The sequence below is a fragment of the Kitasatospora sp. NBC_00240 genome (assembly GCF_026342405.1).
GTDB lineage: Bacteria > Actinomycetota > Actinomycetes > Streptomycetales > Streptomycetaceae > Kitasatospora.
This window is the reverse complement of sequence record NZ_JAPEMU010000001.1, coordinates 2938951-2954805: the sequence shown is the minus strand read 5'-3', so window position 1 is coordinate 2954805 and position 15855 is coordinate 2938951. Positions and strand designations below refer to the sequence as shown.

Below are 15855 nucleotides of genomic sequence, written 5' to 3'. Positions count from 1 at the left end.
TGGGTCAGAGGGCCTTGGAGTTGTTGGTCTTCTCGGACTTCTTGATGTCGAAGTTCATCTGGATTCACCTCCCCGTCGGTGGGCGAGGGCGGCGTCTCCGCCCCCAAATCTGTGTGCCGTCACGGCAGTCGAGCGGTCAGCCGCGGCGTGAGGAGCCGGAACGTCTCGCGGACCCCGAGCGAGGTGTCCAGCAGGACCCCCTCGTTCGACTCCGCCAGCGCACGGAACGCGGCCACCCGGCGCACGTAGACCTCCGGGGGCAGCGCGTCGTCCGCCTCGGCCGGCCGGCTGCGCACCCGGGCCATCGCCTGGTCCGCCGTCACGTCGGTGAACACCGCCAGGTCGGGCCGGGGGAAGCAGCTGACCAGCGGCTCCACCACGGAGCGCTCCCGCGGGGTGAGGCCGTGCACCAGCAGCTCGCCCAGCGGGGTGAACAGGTACCGGTCGGCCACCACGGTGTGCCCGGCCCGCAGCAGCGGCAGGATGGTCCGGCGGACCGTCAGCAGCCGGTCGCCCAGCACCATGCTGCACATCGCCACCGGGTCGACGTCCCCGGTTCGGCCCGCCCCCAGCGGGTCCGCGTTGTACCGCACGAACCACGCCGTCCGCTTCAGCTCCCGCGAGGGCAGTTTGAAGCCGCGGACCACCGCCCCTCGGGAGCGCAGGAACGCCCTGGTCAGCCTGGTCGTGGTGGTCTTGCCGCTGCCGTCCACCCCGTCGAAGGCGATCAGGCGTCCCGGCAGCCCGTGCGGGGTCAGCGCCAACCGCCACTCCTGCCCGCTCACGGCCGTCGCTCCCGGTACTCGGCCGTGGTGCGGTGCAGCAGCCGGCGCTGACCGGCGGGCACCTGGTGACCGCGGTGCAGCAGCGAGGGGTTGTCCCACACCAGGACGTCGCCGACCTGCCACCGGTGCCTGTACTGCCACTGCGGTCGCAGGGTCCGCTCGTACAGCTCGGCGAGCAGCCGCCCGCTCTCGTCCGGTGCCAGGCCCTCGACGTGGTCCAGGCAGAGTTCGTTGAGGTACAGCGCCGGCTCTCCGGTCACCGGGTGCTCCCGGACCAGCGGATGGCGTACGGGCGGGAACCCGGCGCGCTCGCGGACGGCCCCCTCGGTGCTGACCCGGGCCGCCTTCTCGCGCAGCGCGGAGAACCGGCTGCCGAAGTCGTGCACCGCTGTGAGCCGTTCCACCCGGGCCCGCAGCGCCGCCGGCAGCCCGGCCAGGGCCGCCCTGGTGTCGGTGAACGCCGTCTGACCGCCCTGCTCGGGCACGGTGAGCGCGTGCAACACCGTGGCATCGGTGGGCAGTTCGAGGAACGATGCGTCGGAGTGCCAGTGCTCCGAGGGTCGGCGGTGGGCGCGCGGCGGCGACTCCTGGAAGACCTCGATCCGCGGGTCCGCCGGGTGCGCGTGGCTGGTGGTCCAGGGCGGGGCCACCCGTCCGAACAGTTCGGTGATCCGGAGCTGTTCGTCCGGCCCCGAGCACCCCCCGCGGAAGAGCAGTACCTGGTGCCGGTGCAGCGCGGCGCGCAGTTCGGCGGCCTGCCCGGCGACGGCGTCCGAACCCAGGTCGACGCCCAGGACTTCGGCGCCGAAGGTCGCGGCCAGCTGCTTCGTCCCGATCACGCCACCCGCTCCTTCGGCTCGGTCGCGGTCCGCGGCGCGTGGGACACGGCGGCCGCACAGTGCCGGGCCGCCTCGGCCGCGCCCCGCCGGGCGGCGGCCGCGAGGTCCAGCCCCGACAGGTGGGCGGCGAGGAGGCCGGCGTGGTAGGCGTCCCCGGCGCCCACCGTGGTGACGACCCCGCCCGTCGGGGTCACCGCGGGGGTGTGCGCCGGCAGGCCACGGCTCGGCGCCGTCCAGCTCCCGCCGGCTCCGGCGGTCACCGACACCAGGCGGGCCCCGGTGGTGGCCGCCAGGGCGCGGCAGGCCTCGGCGGGGGCGGACAGCCCGGTGCGGGCGCGGGCCCACTCGTCCGACACGACCAGCACGTCGGCGTACCGGACGAGCGCGTCCGCGCCCTGCGCGACGTCACCGCGCCCGATGTTGAGCGACACCGTCCGGTCGGCGGCGCGGGCCGCGGCGCACAGGCGCGCCGCGGCCTCGGGGAAGCGTCCGTTGACGTGGACGGCGCCGGCCCCCGCGACCAACTCGTCCAGCGCGCGCCGGTCCAGGACCAAGGCGTCCTCCAGCCCCTCGGGCAGGTGCCAGAGCAGGGTGCGGGCGGGCGACCGCACCCCGGCCGTCGGCGTCTCCAGGACCATGCAGGTGGGGCTGGAGGACCTGGCCACCGTGACGTACCGGGTGTCCACGCCGGCCTCGGCGAGTGCGTCCAGCAGGAAGCGCCCCAGCTGGTCGTCGCCCACGGCACCGGCCAGCGACACCTCGTGGCCGAGGCGCCGCAGGCCGGTCAGCACGTTCGCGGTGGCCCCGCCGACCCGCAGGTCCACCGAGCCGACCCGCGGGTCGGTCTCGGGGCCGGGCAGCTCGGAGCAGCGGACCAGCAGGTCGGCCATCACCAGGCCCAGACCCACGACCCGGCGGGAGGTCACTTGTCCACCTCGACGATCGGCAGGCCCCGGCGGGACAGCCCGAGGGACTGCCGGTCCTCGGGGGCCTCGTAGAAGAGCTTGCCGATGTTGTTGATCCGCCGGACCCCGGCGGCGGTGAGGCGCAGCAGCGTGCCGTCGCGCCGGATCAGGCCTTGGTCCAGCAGCTGCGCGAGCTCCGGGCCGAAGACGGTGTCGACCCCGACGCCGTACTGACGGCGGAACCGCTCGGTGTCGAACGGGTCCATCCGGAGCCCGAACATCATGGTGCGGCGCATCCGGGCCGCGACGTCGAGCACCGCTCCGGCCGCGGTCGCCGCCCCGGTGGCGTTCGCCTGCTTGATGTAGTCGCCGATGGAGTACGAGTTGATGGTGTGCCGGCCGTCCACGTACGTCACCGCGCTCGGGCCGAGCCCGACCCACTCGCCGTCCTCCCACTGGAGTTCGGTGTAGCGGCACCTCGGGGTGCCGCGCCGGACGAAGTCGAAGACGTTGTAGTGCTCGAAGCCGTGCTCCTCGAAGATCTCGCACGCGGCGGCGAACATCTCCTCCTCGACGGCCTCGGAGGGCAGTTCCAGCTCCCCGGCCTGCAGGCGCGACCAGAGCACGGTGGCCTCGCGGATCCACAGCGGGTACACGCTGACGTGGGCGGGGCCGCACGCGAGCGCCTGCCGGACGGACTCGCGGACGTCCTCCACCGTCTGCCCCGGAAGGCGGTAGATCAGATCGAGGTTGATGTTGTCGAAGCCCGCCTCCCGCGCGAGGCGCAGGGCCTCCCGCGCCTCGGCGGCGGTGTGGTCGCGGCCGATCTCCTTGAGGACGTCGTCGTTGAAGGACTGGACGCCGATGCTCAGCCGGTTGCCGCCCGCCGCCCGGAACATCGCCAGCTTCTCCGCGCTGAGCGACGCCGGGCTCCACTCCATGCTGAACTCGCAGTCCGCGGTCAGCTCGAAGGAGTCGTTGATCAGGTCGAGCAGCCGCTGCAGCTGACGGGGTTCGAGCAGCGACGGGGTGCCGCCGCCGATGAAGACCACGTCCAGCTTCCGGTCGGCGACCTGCGGCCGCCCCCGGACCGTCCCGATCTCGCGCTCCATGGCGTCGAGGAAGTCGTCCATCTCGTCGCGCAGGTCGTCGCCGACCCGCACCTTGTACTTGCAGAAGTGGCAGCGGTGGGCGCAGTACGGGATGTGCGCGTACAGCCCCATGGTCGGGCGCGACCAGGCCTGTTCGGCTCCCAGGGAGCCGATCCGGGCCGGGTACCAGCGGACGTAGTCGCGCTCGATCTCTTCAAGTTCGGTCTCGTTCATCGTGCCACGCCTGTTCCTCCGAGAGTTTCAACGGTCGCCGGTGTGCCGAACCGGGTGGTGCGGACCGACTCCAGCGGGAGCCCCGCCCGGCCCGCGGCGGTGGCGATCCGCTCCTGCAGGGCCCGGTCGTCGTGCCGGGTCCGGTCGTACAGCCCGTAGACCAGCGGGCCGGTCGAGCTCAGGCCGCCGCCGACCGCCCCGGCGGCGGTGAGGATGTCCACCAGCCGCCGCCAGGGCCGCAGTTCGGGCCGGTCCCAGTGCCGCCGCTTCCAGCCGACGTCCTGCAGGGCGGTCAGGGCGCTTCCGAACGCGGGGAGGTCCTGCTCCACCAGCGCGGGGAGCAGCCCCATCAGCACGGTGTGGCTGACCTCGTGCACCTCGGGGAGCGGCACCGGGGTGTTCGCGGCCATGAACTCCCGCTCCGCCGCGCCCTCCAGCCCCGACAGCCCCTTCGGCACGGCCAGCACGACGCCCCAGTGCTCCGGCGGGTGGCCGGCGTACAGCACCGGCGGGAGCGAGGCCCCCGTGGTGGCCGTCGCCTCGGCGAACCGGCTGGGTGCGAAGGCCGCCTTGTGCCGGCGCAGGTGCCCGCCGTCGACCAGCAGGCCGCCGTGCCGGAACGCGTGCACCCCGATGCCCGAGGTGCCGCCGCGCCCGGACAGTGCCACCAGCTCGGGGTGCGCGAGCACGCGTCCGTTCACGTGGGCCAGGCCCTCGAGCACGGCCAGCCTCAGCTGTGTGCCCGAGCCGAAGCCCTGGTGCGCCGGGATGCCGGAGAGCAGGTGCACGCGCACCGTGTCCTTCACCCCGAGCGCGACTGCCGCCCGGGTGACCTCGGCGGCCAGCGCGGCGTGCTCGGCGGCGGTGCCGCCGGTGCAGTCGAGCAGGTCGGCCCGGACGAGCCGCAGCCGCAGCCGCGGCTCGTCCAGCGCGAATCCCACGCTCCCGTCGAGGCGTTCACCGGAGCCGTTCATCTCGATCAGGGTGACGTGCACCCGGGCCGGGGCCGAGATCTCGACCGCTGCCGGATGCGCGTCCTCAGCCCAGGTCGAGGACATCCGCGTACCCCTGGAGGTCCAGGTAGCCGTGCCCGCTCAGGCAGATCGCGATGTTCTTCGGCCGGTCGCCCGCCGGGGTGTTGCGCACCTCCTTGATCGCGGCGAGGATCGCGTGCGAGCTCTCGGGAGCGGGCAGCACGCCCTCCGTCCGCAGGAAGAGCCGGCCGGCCTCGAAGACGTCCTGCTGGTCGAACGAGCGGGGCGTGACGAGTCCGTTCTTGACCAGGCTCGACAGGATCGGCGTCTTGCCGTGGTAGCGCAGGCCGCCCGAGTGGATCGGCGGCGGCACGAAGTCGCTGCCCAGGGTGTACATCGGGATGCGCGGGGTCTGGCGCTCGTAGTCGGCCCAGTCGTACCGGAACTCGCCCTTGGTGAGGGTGGGCACGGACGACGGCTCGGCGGCGATGCAGAGCGGGACGTCGTCGCCGGTGACGAACGGTGCCACGAAGCCGGTGAAGTTGCTGCCGCCGCCCACGCAGCCGACCAGCACGTCCGCGGAGACGCCCGCCTGCGCCAGCTGGGCCTGGGTCTCCAGGCCGATGACGGTCTGGTGCAGCGCCGCGTAGTACGACATGCAGCCCAGCGCCAGCCGGTGGGTCGGGTCGGTGCGGACCAGCTCGACCGCTTCGGCCATGCCGATGCCCAGGCTGCCGGGGCTGTTCGGGTCGCGTTCGAGGACGCCGCGCCCGGTGGACGTCATCGTGCTGGGCGAGGAGATCACCTCGGCGCCCAGCATCCGCATCAGGTTCCGCCGGTAGGGCTTCTCATCGAAGCTCTTGCGGACCATGAAGACCTTCAGCTTCAGCCCGAAGGTGGCGCAGGCGAGGGCCAGTGCCGTGCCCCACTGACCGGCCCCGGTGTCGGTGACCAGCGTCTCCACGCCGTCCTGTGCCGCGTAGTAGGCCTGCGCGAGCGCGGTGTTGAACTTGTGGCTGCCGCCCGGGTTGAGGTCCTCGCGCTTGTAGAAGATCCGGTGCGGGGTGTCGAGGTACTCCTCCAGGCCCCGGGCGCGGACCAGCGGCGAGGGACGGAACCGCGCGTAGGCCGCGAGCACCGGCTCCGGCACGTCGATCCACGAGTCGGTGGCGTAGTGCCCCTTGAGGAGCTCGATCTTCAGGCACTCGGTGGGCCACAGCCAGTCGAAGTCCGCCTCCTCGGCGACCCGGTCCTCCTTCGGGTGGAGGTGCGGCTCGATGTCGTAGGGCAGATCGACGGCCAGGTTGTACCAGCGCTTCGGCAGCTCCTCCTCGGAGAGGTAGTAACGGTGCTGCGTCAGCTTGTTGGTGGTGGTTGTCACCGGTGTTCCCCTCAAGTTCTCCGACCGGCGCCAGCGCGCAAGGTCGACGTGAAACCTGCTCGGATCGCGGCAGTGCACGTGCGGACGCCGCATGGGGGCACTGTCGGAGAGCGAGATGCTGCGGCAACGGCGCAGCTGTTCGGAGCGGACGAGCCCGACGGCCCCGGCGGTCGGCGTAGTTCGAGTCCTGGTGGCGTGCACCGGTCGGCCGGGGTTCCGTGTCAGGGCTAGGTTCTGATCTCCGCTGAGCTCATGGTCGAGAAGCCTGCCACCCGCACCGACCGCCCAACAATAGGACCTAGGTCCTGCCGGAACGGGGAACCCCGAGGGCGGTGAGCACCTCGTCGGTGCCTACGGCGCGGTACTGCGGCGGCTGGTCCCCGGGCCGAGCGGAGGGCGGTCACCAGGCAGTCCCGGCAGGTCCACCGGAGTCGCAGCCCTCGCCCCGGGCCGCCGGTCAACCGCACCCCGGGCGGCCGTCGGGGTGCTGGCGCGGCGGACCCGCTCGGCCCGTCCGAGCCCGGACAGTTGGGCCGAGCGGGCAAGTTCGCGTGGACCGGACGGGCAAGTTTCGCGCGGGCCGAGCGGTACGGCGGGGCGCGCGCCGTCCGGTCCACCCGCAGGTGACCACCAGGACGGGGGGCGCCCCCGCTCACCGCGTGCCCGTCCTCACCGGATGCGCCGGATGCCCTGGACGAACGCGCCGAGCTCCTCGACGCCGGCTTCGCCCGGGGTGTCGACGAAGCCGCGGACCAGGCGCACCGCGGCGTCGTACGCCTCGGTGCGGTCGTAGGGGGTGTCGTCGGCGAACTTCAGTGACCAGCGCCAGTACGCAGGGCCGGAAGACCTCGGGCGGCAGTTCGTAGTGCTCGCCGGTGGCGCGCCGGGCCTCCTCGAGGGCGGGGGCGGGGGCGAGGTCACCGTCACGTCCGGTGTACAGCGCCGCGTCGGCGGCATCGGGGGTCCGGGAGCTCAAGTCGGCCCTCCGCGCCGGCCCGGGCGGCGAGGACGAGACCGGCGAACTGACGGAGCGTCCGGACGCCGAAGACGTCCTCGTCCTCGAACTCGACCTCGTGGACGCGCCCGATCCTCCGGGTGTCCTCCACCACGGGGCTTTCCCAGCCGCCGCGGTGCTCGGCCCACCGCCGGTCCCGGTGGAATTCACTGGTGAGGGGCGGATCGTGGAGAACTCTTGACCCGGAGATTACCCGGAAGCCGAACGGTGTCAGGTGGACCGGCTCGGCCTCGCGCAGCCGTGCGTAGAACGGACAGGGGTCGCCGCGCATCCGGGGACCGCGCGAATTGCAGAATGCTCCTGACCTGTCGTCAGAAGATTTGTCACGCCCCGGTGTCCAGGGCCACCGTCCGTTTGCGGGTGCGGTCGGACCAGGTCACGACGGACGGCATCAGCAGTCCGACGAGGAGGAAGACGAGCCCCATGGCCAGCCAGCCGGGCCAGCCGAGGCCGATGCACACCATGCCGAGCAGCGGTGGTCCCACGGCGCTCGACAGGCCCTGGCCGATGCCGTACAGGCCGGAGTACTGCCCCTGGGCGTGTGCCGGGGCGAGACCGAAGGACAGCTCGAACGAGGCGGCGGTGTGCCAGAGTTCGCCGACCGTGTAGACGATCACGCCGGCCGCGATGACAGTCATCGCGACCCAGCGCGGCACCCCGCCGGAGGCCGCGAAGAGGGCGAGCGCGACCAGGAACGCCACTCCCGCCCGCCGCACCGTGCGGCCGGCCGCCATGTTGCCGTCGATGCCCCGGCTGGCCCGCACCTGGAGGCACACCACGAGGACGGTGTTGACGGCGACTCCGGCACCGACGAACCACCTCGGCGCCGTGGTGTGCCCGATGATCCACAGCGGCAGGGCGAAGATCAGCACCTGGGTCTGGATCGACATGATCCCGTCCAGCCCGGTCAGCAGCAGGTACGGCTTGTCCCTGAGGGCGATCCAAGGTCCGCTGCCCGTCGCCGTCTCGCCCGTCGCCGTCTCGCCCGTCGCCGTCTCGCCCGTCGCAGCCTCGCCCGGCGCCGCCTCGACCGGCGCCGCCTCGACCGGCGCCGCCTCGACCGGCGCCGCCTCGACCGGCGCCGCCTCGACCGGCGCCGCCTCGACCGGCGCCGCCTCGACCGGCGCCAGCGCGGGCAGGCGGGAGGCGAGAGCCGCGCAGATCAGGAACGAAGCGGCGTTGCCCAGGATCAGTGCCACGTACGCCGCCCGGGTGTCGAGCTGGACGACGACGCCGGCCGTGAGGGCTCCGATCCCCGCGGCGATGTTGTTGAGGGCGCGCAGGTACGAGCGGAAGTGGGTCGGGTTGGGGGCGCCGAGGGCGCGGGTGAGCGGCCCCCGGGCCGCCGTGCCCGCCGAGTTGGCGAGCTCCACCAGAGACATGCACACCACGAGCCACCGGAAGTCGTGGACGAGGAGCAGCGCCGCCAGTGCGAACGCCTGGACGACAAGCGCGATCCGGTAGACCCCGCGCGGGCCACGGCGGTCCGCCAGGTGGCCGACCGGAATGCCGGCGACCAGGCCGATCAGTGCGGCGATGCCAAGCCCGAGTCCGACCTGGGTGACCGGTATGCCCACCGAGCGGGTGAAGAAGAGCGCCGCCCCGGTCATGAACAGGCCCTTGCCGATCATGTTCACGAACGTCGCCGCCGCGAGGACGCGCTTGGGGCCCGCCACGGGTATCAGGCCTCTGGCCACCAGCCACCCGGGTGCCACCTCGGCCCGCTCCGCCGTGGCCCCGCCGGCCTGTTCCGTCTGTCCCCGGACGCTCACTGGATCCCCCTCCAACTACCGCATCACCAACGTCGCCTGACGATACGGCAACTCACTGCGGCTGCCGCCGCAGGAGCCGGGTCAGGCGACGAGGCCCACGCGCTGGGCGTGGAGGGCGGCCTGCGTGCGGTCGGTGGCGCCGAGCTTCAGGTAGATGCTGCTGAGGTGGTTCTTGACCGTCTTCTCGGAGATGGTGAGGTGACGCGCGATGAGCCGGTTGCTCAGCCCCTGGGCCAGCAGGCGCAGGATGTGCCGTTCGCGCTCGCTGAGCACCGGGGTGGCCGATCCGGCGGCGCGGCCGCCGGCCCGCTCGGTCTCCGGGGCGGCGCCGGGGGCCACCGGGGCTTCTTCGGTCAGGCCTTGGCGTTGGGCGTGGAGGGCGGCCTGGGTGCGGTCGGTGGCGCCGATCTTCAGGTAGATGCTGCTGAGGTGGTTCTTGACCGTCTTCTCGGAGATGTCGAGATTCCGGGCGATAAGCCGGTTGCTCAGTCCGAGCGTCAGCTGTCGCAATATGCAGTATTCGCGGGAAGTGAGTGCCGTGAATGACAATTCGGCCATGCCCTGCCTCTTTCCGTCCTCTTGTGAAGGCTGTGAGAAACAAGCATTCGGAAGATCATCGTGGGGGAAGAACGGTTCTTCGGCATGAGGCGGCTGCAGCGAGGGGGTCGGCGGGGCAGAAACGGCCCGGCGCGCGACGTATTGCAGCTGGAACCCCCATGGATCTGGACAGTACGTCCTTGACGCATGATCGTCAAATGGCATTTTCGCTGGTCGGCCGCACTTCCGTGCGTAGCCGACCCGAAGCGGAGAGTGATCGAGGGAGTGGGTGGCCGGCCGTACGAGTGCATATGACGCAGTTCTCCGGTGAATTCCTCGCGCCGTGAAGGGAAGCCGGCGACCGGTGGCGCCCCCCCGGTCGGTGGTGTCGACCGGCATCATGAAACGGAATCAAGTGCTCCGGTTCTCAATATGTGGGCACGGAGTTGGGCTGCGAACTGGAAGCTTACCTTCCGATTCGCCGGGGGTGGGACCTTGGTCCTATTCAGGCGGTGGCGGGCGGCTGTCAGGATGAGCAGCGAGCGACCGGGTAGGCCGGGCGGCCGCCGAGGCCCCGCGAGTGGCGAAGGACGGGATTCCTCATGTTGGGCAAGATCCTCTTCTTGAACCGCTGGCCCCGGCCCACCGACGGCCGACGCTGGGAGAACCGGCTCGCCGGCCCCGAGGACCTCTTCCGGGCGGAGCGGGACCACGTCACCTACGTCTGCGACGAGGGCGGCCGCAGCGGCGTGCCCGAAGGAGCCGAACGCGTCCACGTCGTACCGGACTTCGCGGATGTCGACGACTTCCTGGGCCGCCTGGACGAGGTGGTCCGTGCGGAGGGCCCGTTCGACCACGTCATCGGCTTCTCGGAGCTGCTGCTGGACCTTGCGGCCATGGTACGCGAGCGCTACGGCATACCGGGTGCCACTCGCGCGGAGACCGCGCGGTTCCGCGACAAGACCGTCATGAAGGACGTGGTGGCGCGCGCCGGGCTGCGGGTGCCGCGGTGGGCAACCTGCGAGTCCCCCGAGCAAGTGATCCGGAAGGCAGAGGAGTTCGGCTATCCGGTGATCGTCAAGCCGGTGAGCGGAGCGTCCAGTCAGGGCGTGCGCGAGATCGGCTCGGAGGGCGAGCTCCAGGCCTGGTGTGCCGACCGGGACCTGCGCGGTCATGAGATCGAGGAGTACGTGCAGGGCGAGATCCTGCACGTGGACGGCGTTTTGGACGAGCGGGGCGAACCGCTGTTCCGGTGCACCTCGCGCTACGTGGCCAGCTGCCTGGACTTCGAACTCCGGGGCACACCGCTCGGATCGGTGCTCCAGACCGACGCCGCGCTGCGCGAGCGCTGCGAGAGCTTCGCTCTGCAATGCCTGGCCGCCCTGGGCCTGAAGAGCTCGGCATTCCACCTCGAACTCTTCGACACCGGGGACGAGTTGGTGTTCCTCGAGGTCGGTGCACGGGTGGCGGGGGCCGATGTCCCGGACGTGATCCACGACGTCCACGGGGTGAACCTGTTCCGGTTGTGGGTCGACGTCCTGCTCGGCCGGCCGGTGGGCCGGCCCGTGGCCGAGACGGGCCTGAGCGGTGGTTGGCTGACCATCCAGGGGCCGAGGCCGATGCCCCAGAAGGTGCTCTCCGCCACCCCCTTGCTCGGCGAAGTCCCCTTCCTCTACCGCGAACTGGTGCCCCGGCCGGAGGAAGTGCTGGTCCTGCGGCCCGGGTCGTACGCCACGCTCCAGGGCGGGCGCTTCCTCTTCCGCGGCGGGACCCCGGCACAGATCGAAGAGGCCATGCAGCAGGTGCGCGCCCGGTACCGGCTGACGGCCGTGCCCGTCCATTGACGCACCCGTACCCCGAACCGTCGATTCTGTGGAGGAACCGTGGATCAGTTGAACCATGCGGAGCTGGTCAACCGGAAGTTCGTTCTGTTCGCCGAAGGCTGCTTCGGCCTCTTCTCCAGCAAGATCGCGGCCTCCCTGCTCCGCTACCGGGCCGACTCCTGCGTCGCCGTCATCGACGGCAGCCAGGCAGGCCGGACCGTGCAGGACGTCCTCGGCTACGGCGGATCGATTCCGGTCGTCGCCGGCCTCGACGAGGTGCTTCACCTGCGCCCCGAGGTCCTGATCATCGGCAAGGGGCTCCACTCCGCGGAGCTGCCCGCCGACTGGAAGCCGCACCTGCTCTCGGCCGTCCGGAACGGGCTGCACCTCGTCAACTCGATCCACTTCCGGCTGACCGGTGACCCGGACATCGCCCGGGCCGTCGCCGAGAAGGGCGTCACCGTCTGGGAGACCAAGGACGCCCCGGAGGTGCCGCTCAACAAGGCACGGGTGCTGGACCTGGACAGCTGGATCATCCACACCTGCGGCAGTGACTCCAACATCGGCAAGAAGACCGCGGCGCTGCAGATCTACCAGGAGGCCAACCGGCGCGGCATCCCGACCGGCTTCGCGGCCACCGGCCAGAGCGGCATGATGATCTCCGGGCACGGTGTCGCCGTCGACGGGGTGCCGGGCGACTTCATGGGCGGCAGCGTCGAGCAGGTGGTCCTGGAGGCCGCCGTCGGGAACGACTGGGTGGTCGTCGAGGGGCAGGGGTCGCTCAACCACATCGCGGCCAGCGGCGTCGCCCTCGCGATCCTGCACGGCGCGCTGCCGAACGCCCTGGTCTTCTGCCACCGACTGGGTGCCGAGCGCACCAAGGTCTGGGACACGCCCATCATCCCGATCCCCGAGCTCATCCGGATGAACGAGGAACTGACCGTCTTCGAGCGGCCTGCCAAGGTCGCCGCCGTCAGCGTTAACAGCGCGGGCTTCACCGAGGAGGAGTACCGGCGGGAGGCCGACAAGCTGGCGGCCGAGACGGGGCTGCCCGTCGTCGACCCCGTCCGTCCGGGCGGAGCGGCGCGGCTGGTGGACATCCTCCGTGACCACCAGCGGGCGAACGCGGACGTCGCGGCGATCCGGCGGCGAGGCTGAGCGCGGACCAGGTCCGCAGGGGGGAGGCGTACGGATGAAGAAGGCAGTTCTGCTCCTGATGCACCAGGGCAAGTCGTTCACCGAGGAGGCTGCCGCGGCGGCCGCCGGGCTCGGGCTCGACCTGATCGCGCTCAGCTCTCGGCCGGAGAAGCCGGAGGTGCTGGAGGCCACCCGCCGCCACCTCTCCGACCTCGTGGTGACCGAGGAACCGGAGCTGCGGTCCGGTGACGTGGACAAGGCCGTGCGCGAGTTCGCGGCCCGCGGCTACCAGGTCGAGGCGGCGCTGGCCACCTTCGAGGGCTACCGGCTCCTGATGGCCGAACTCAACGAGCAGCTGGGCGCCCGCGATTCCTCGGAGGCCGCCCTGCGGCTGTGCCTCGACAAGTACGAGCTGCGCCGGTTCCTCCGTGACCGTGGCCTGAGCGACGTCCGGGTCCGGCGGCTGACGCCCGGTGTGGTGCCCGAGCTCGACCCGGCCGCCCGGTGGTTCGTCAAACCGGTGCGCGGGGCCTCGTCCTTCGCGGCCTTCGTCCTGGAGGACGTCCGGGACCTGGCGGATCTCCCGCAGCTGCAGCAGCAGATGCGCAGTGACGCCAGGATGAAGGCGATCTTCATGGAGCGCTACGACTTCCTGGTCGAGGAGTACGTCGAGGGCCCGGAGTTCAGCTTCGAGACCGTCGTGGCCGACGGACGGGTGCACCACCTGTGCATCCACGAGAAGGCGCGGGTCGAACGGCTGGAGCGGACCACCCTGGAGGGGATGTCGGTCAGCCCGCCGGTCGGCATCGACCGTCAACTCGTGCTGGAGGGAGCCGAGTACGTCTCCAGCTGCTTCGCGGAGCTCGATGCGCGCGGGCTGACCGCAGGTGTCTTCCACGTCGAGGTCAAGTACTGGCCGGCGAAGCGGCGTTGGGAGATCATCGAGATCAACCCCCGGATGGGCGGCAGTCTGATCGACGCCAGTGTCCGGGCGGTGACCGGGTACTCCCTGCTCGACCTGTGGGCCGAGTCACTGGTGCTGCCGGCCGAGGAGCTGGCGGCGTTCCACGACCGCCTGGCCGCCGCGGCCCAGCTGGAGGCGCTCCGGGACGGCCGGCCGACCCGGGCGACGGTGTTCCTGAGCAAGTACGGGGAGAAGGGACGGACCGTCGAGTCGGTCCGGTTCGACCCGCCCGCCCGACCGCCCCGGATCCTGCGGCTGCACGTCACCGAGGGCACCCGGCTCGACGACTCCGACCGGGCGATCTGCCTCATGGACGCGCTGTGGGACGTGGCGGCCGACGACCTGGAAGCCGAGATCGACTTCCTCGACAAACACGCTACGGAGCACTTCCATGTCCGCTACCGCTGAGCCCGACGACCCGGTTCTCGACCTCCACCTCGGCGGCAAGCTGGAGGTCCGCGCGACCGTCCCGCTGCGCAACCGGGAGGACCTCGCCCGGGTCTACACCCCGGGGTTCACCCGGGTCGCCCGGGAGATCGCCCGCGACAGCGCCGCCGCCGACCGCTGGACCATCAGGCGCAACACGGTGGCCGTCGTCACCGACGGCAGCGCCGTGTCGGGCCTGGGCGACCTCGGCCCGCTGGCGGCGCTGCCGGTCATGGAGGGCAAGGCGCTGCTCTTCAAGGAGTTCGCCGGCATCGACGCCTTCCCGATCTGTCTCGCGACCAAGGACGTCGACGAGATCGTCCGGACGGTCACGCACCTGGAGCCCACCTTCGGCGGCATCATGCTGGAGGACATCTCCGCCCCGAGGTGCTTCGAGATCGAGGACCGGCTGCGCGAGCGGCTCTCGATCCCCGTCCTCCACGACGACCAGCACGCCACGGCGGTGGCGGCCGCCGCGGCGCTGGTCAACGCCGCCAAGCTGGTGGGCAAGCAGGTCGGCGAGCTCAAGGTCGTCGTGGCCGGGGTCGGTGCCGCCGGCACCTCGACGGCCCGGCTCTTCATGAGCGTCGGCGTCCGCCACATCGTCGTCTGCGACCGGCAGGGCGCCCTGCACCGGGGCCGGACGGGCCTCACCGGGGCCAAGGCGTGGTTTGCCGAGCACACCAACCCCGGCCAGGAGCGCGGGCCGCTGCGCGCCGTCCTGGCCGGCGCGGACGTCTTCGTCGGCTTCGCCGGCCGGGGCGTCCTCGATCCCGAGGACCTGCGCACCATGGCCGCGCGGCCGGTGGTCTTCGCCCTGTCCAACCCGTACCCCGAGTTCATGCCCGAGGAGGTCCGCGACATCGTCGCGGTGCTGGCCACGGGCCGCAGCGACCTGCCGAACCAGATCGACTGCGGGCTCTGCTACCCCGGGATCTTCCGGGGCGCCTTCGACGCGGGAGCCCGCAGCATCACCGAGGAGATGAAGGCCGCCGCGGCCCTGGCGATCGCGGGCCTCGTCGACGACGAGGCGCTCGACCGGGGCCGGATCGTCCCCGACATCTTCGACGGCGTGGCCCGGCACGTGGCCAAGGCGGTGGCCGAGGCCGCCACCGCGCCGGGCACCGCCCCCCGAGTCCTTTCACTGTGAGCCGCCCGCCCGAGGCGGATTCCGACACCCCAAGGAGAGCGCGATGAACCGTGTGCACAACACCGGTATCACCCACCCGAAGCCGTTCTTCACCGAGCAGCAGGGGCTGGAGAAGAAGGCCGAGCTCGACCGGTACATGGACAAGAAGATGGCTGAGTGGAAGGCCACCGTTCCGTTCGCCTCCCACATGAGCGACCCGGAGCTCCACCAGGCGTACTACCGTCGCACCCTGATCGAGCACGTGTGGCGCATCCGGCTCTCGCGGGTGAGCCAGTCCAAGGCCATCTACAAGATCGCCCAGATCTCGCCCAGGGCCGCCCAGGACTACGCCCACTACCAGGCCGACGAGATGCTGCACGACAAGCTCTACGTCAGCGACTGCGAGGCGGTGGGCGTCTCGCTGAAGGAGATCGAGGAGACCGAGCCCTACCTGTCGACCAAGCTGTTCGAGGGCTTCTTCTACTACGCCCTGGAGCACGAGTCGGCGATCGCCCCGGTCGTCTCGAACTACCTGGTCGAGTACACCCAGGCCAAGCTGCAGCCGACCATCGTCAAGTCGCTCCAGGAGAAGCTGGGCAAGGAGAAGGTCAAGGGCCAGGCCGCCCACCTCCACGTGGACACCACCGAGGACCACTCGATGGAGATGTGGAACGTCCTCGTCCAGCTGATCTTCAGCGAGGAGGACTTCCAGTCGGTGTTCAAGTACATCGACGACGTCCAGGAGATCCTCGCCATGTTCTTCCGCGAGATCTACGAGGACACCGTGGCCAAGCACACCCGGAACGCCGCGTGACCGGGGCGCCGACGCCGGGACCAGGGGGC

General features: G+C 71.4%; 14 protein-coding genes and 2 pseudogenes. 6 read left to right on the top strand and 10 right to left on the bottom strand.

What is annotated here, in order from left to right:
- Positions 1-119: 119 nt before the first annotated feature.
- From OG689_RS12475 to OG689_RS12445, 7 genes are all read right to left on the bottom strand, one after another.
- Positions 120-785 (bottom strand): hypothetical protein, encoded by a 666-nt coding sequence (locus OG689_RS12475; protein WP_266320170.1) that lies wholly within the window; start codon positions 783-785, stop codon positions 120-122.
- Positions 782-1624 carry a TauD/TfdA family dioxygenase gene (locus tag OG689_RS12470; RefSeq protein ID WP_266320169.1) on the bottom strand — a complete coding sequence of 281 codons (843 nt, stop codon included), beginning with the start codon at positions 1622-1624 and terminating at the stop codon, positions 782-784. Before OG689_RS12470 ends, OG689_RS12475 begins: the two co-directional genes overlap by 4 nt.
- Positions 1621-2550, bottom strand: a complete 930-nt coding sequence (locus OG689_RS12465; protein WP_266320167.1) for a PfkB family carbohydrate kinase — start codon at positions 2548-2550, stop codon at positions 1621-1623. Before OG689_RS12465 ends, OG689_RS12470 begins: the two co-directional genes overlap by 4 nt.
- Positions 2547-3854 (bottom strand): radical SAM family heme chaperone HemW, encoded by a 1308-nt coding sequence (gene hemW, locus OG689_RS12460; RefSeq protein WP_266320165.1) that lies wholly within the window; start codon positions 3852-3854, stop codon positions 2547-2549. The genes OG689_RS12465 and hemW overlap by 4 nt, the downstream gene beginning before the upstream one ends.
- Positions 3851-4912, bottom strand: a complete 1062-nt coding sequence (locus OG689_RS12455; protein ID WP_266320163.1) for a beta-ribofuranosylaminobenzene 5'-phosphate synthase family protein — start codon at positions 4910-4912, stop codon at positions 3851-3853. The genes hemW and OG689_RS12455 overlap by 4 nt, the downstream gene beginning before the upstream one ends.
- Positions 4893-6209: a TrpB-like pyridoxal phosphate-dependent enzyme gene (locus OG689_RS12450; protein WP_266320161.1), complete on the bottom strand. Its 1317-nt coding sequence runs from the start codon at positions 6207-6209 to the stop codon at positions 4893-4895. The genes OG689_RS12455 and OG689_RS12450 overlap by 20 nt, the downstream gene beginning before the upstream one ends.
- A gap of 669 nt (positions 6210-6878) precedes the next feature.
- Positions 6879-7136: a hypothetical protein gene (locus OG689_RS12445; RefSeq protein ID WP_266320160.1), complete on the bottom strand. Its 258-nt coding sequence runs from the start codon at positions 7134-7136 to the stop codon at positions 6879-6881.
- A gap of 5 nt (positions 7137-7141) precedes the next feature.
- On the opposite strand from OG689_RS12445, the gene OG689_RS12440 reads away from it, so the two are divergent.
- Positions 7142-7405 (top strand): hypothetical protein, encoded by a 264-nt coding sequence (locus OG689_RS12440; RefSeq protein WP_266320158.1) that lies wholly within the window; start codon positions 7142-7144, stop codon positions 7403-7405.
- Positions 7406-7547: 142 nt separating this feature from the next.
- Here OG689_RS12440 and OG689_RS12435 read toward each other — a convergent pair whose 3' ends face one another.
- The 3 genes and pseudogenes from OG689_RS12435 to OG689_RS12425 form a co-directional block, all read right to left on the bottom strand.
- Positions 7548-8996, bottom strand: a complete 1449-nt coding sequence (locus OG689_RS12435; RefSeq protein ID WP_266320156.1) for an MFS transporter — start codon at positions 8994-8996, stop codon at positions 7548-7550.
- Positions 8997-9077: 81 nt separating this feature from the next.
- Positions 9078-9266, bottom strand: a pseudogene (locus OG689_RS12430) (response regulator transcription factor); the annotation flags it as partial.
- Between the two features lie 111 nt (positions 9267-9377).
- Positions 9378-9554: pseudogene (locus tag OG689_RS12425) on the bottom strand (response regulator transcription factor); the annotation flags it as partial.
- A 581-nt stretch (positions 9555-10135) separates the two neighbouring features.
- Here OG689_RS12425 and OG689_RS12420 point away from each other — a divergent pair.
- From OG689_RS12420 to OG689_RS12400, 5 genes are read left to right on the top strand one after another with little or no spacing between them, the layout of a single operon-like run.
- Positions 10136-11377: an ATP-grasp domain-containing protein gene (locus OG689_RS12420; RefSeq protein ID WP_266320154.1), complete on the top strand. Its 1242-nt coding sequence runs from the start codon at positions 10136-10138 to the stop codon at positions 11375-11377.
- Between the two features lie 39 nt (positions 11378-11416).
- Positions 11417-12514 carry a DUF1611 domain-containing protein gene (locus OG689_RS12415; RefSeq protein WP_266320153.1) on the top strand — a complete coding sequence of 366 codons (1098 nt, stop codon included), beginning with the start codon at positions 11417-11419 and terminating at the stop codon, positions 12512-12514.
- Positions 12515-12548: 34 nt separating this feature from the next.
- Positions 12549-13865, top strand: a complete 1317-nt coding sequence (locus OG689_RS12410; RefSeq protein ID WP_266320152.1) for an ATP-grasp domain-containing protein — start codon at positions 12549-12551, stop codon at positions 13863-13865.
- Positions 13849-15033 (top strand): malic enzyme-like NAD(P)-binding protein, encoded by a 1185-nt coding sequence (locus tag OG689_RS12405; RefSeq protein WP_266320151.1) that lies wholly within the window; start codon positions 13849-13851, stop codon positions 15031-15033. The genes OG689_RS12410 and OG689_RS12405 overlap by 17 nt, the downstream gene beginning before the upstream one ends.
- A 43-nt stretch (positions 15034-15076) precedes the next feature.
- Positions 15077-15826, top strand: a complete 750-nt coding sequence (locus tag OG689_RS12400) for a hypothetical protein (protein WP_266320149.1) — start codon at positions 15077-15079, stop codon at positions 15824-15826.
- Positions 15827-15855: the final 29 nt, after the last annotated feature.

Bases quoted from the DNA above. Each gene is read 5' to 3' on its own strand.
- hemW (WP_266320165.1), bottom strand. From the start codon at position 3,854: ATGAACGAGACCGAACTTGAAGAGATCGAGCGCGACTACGTCCGCTGG.
- OG689_RS12455 (WP_266320163.1), bottom strand. From the start codon at position 4,912: ATGTCCTCGACCTGGGCTGAGGACGCGCATCCGGCAGCGGTCGAGATC.
- OG689_RS12420 (WP_266320154.1), top strand. From the start codon at position 10,136: ATGTTGGGCAAGATCCTCTTCTTGAACCGCTGGCCCCGGCCCACCGAC.
- OG689_RS12410 (WP_266320152.1), top strand. From the start codon at position 12,549: ATGAAGAAGGCAGTTCTGCTCCTGATGCACCAGGGCAAGTCGTTCACC.
- OG689_RS12405 (WP_266320151.1), top strand. From the start codon at position 13,849: ATGTCCGCTACCGCTGAGCCCGACGACCCGGTTCTCGACCTCCACCTC.
- OG689_RS12400 (WP_266320149.1), top strand. From the start codon at position 15,077: ATGAACCGTGTGCACAACACCGGTATCACCCACCCGAAGCCGTTCTTC.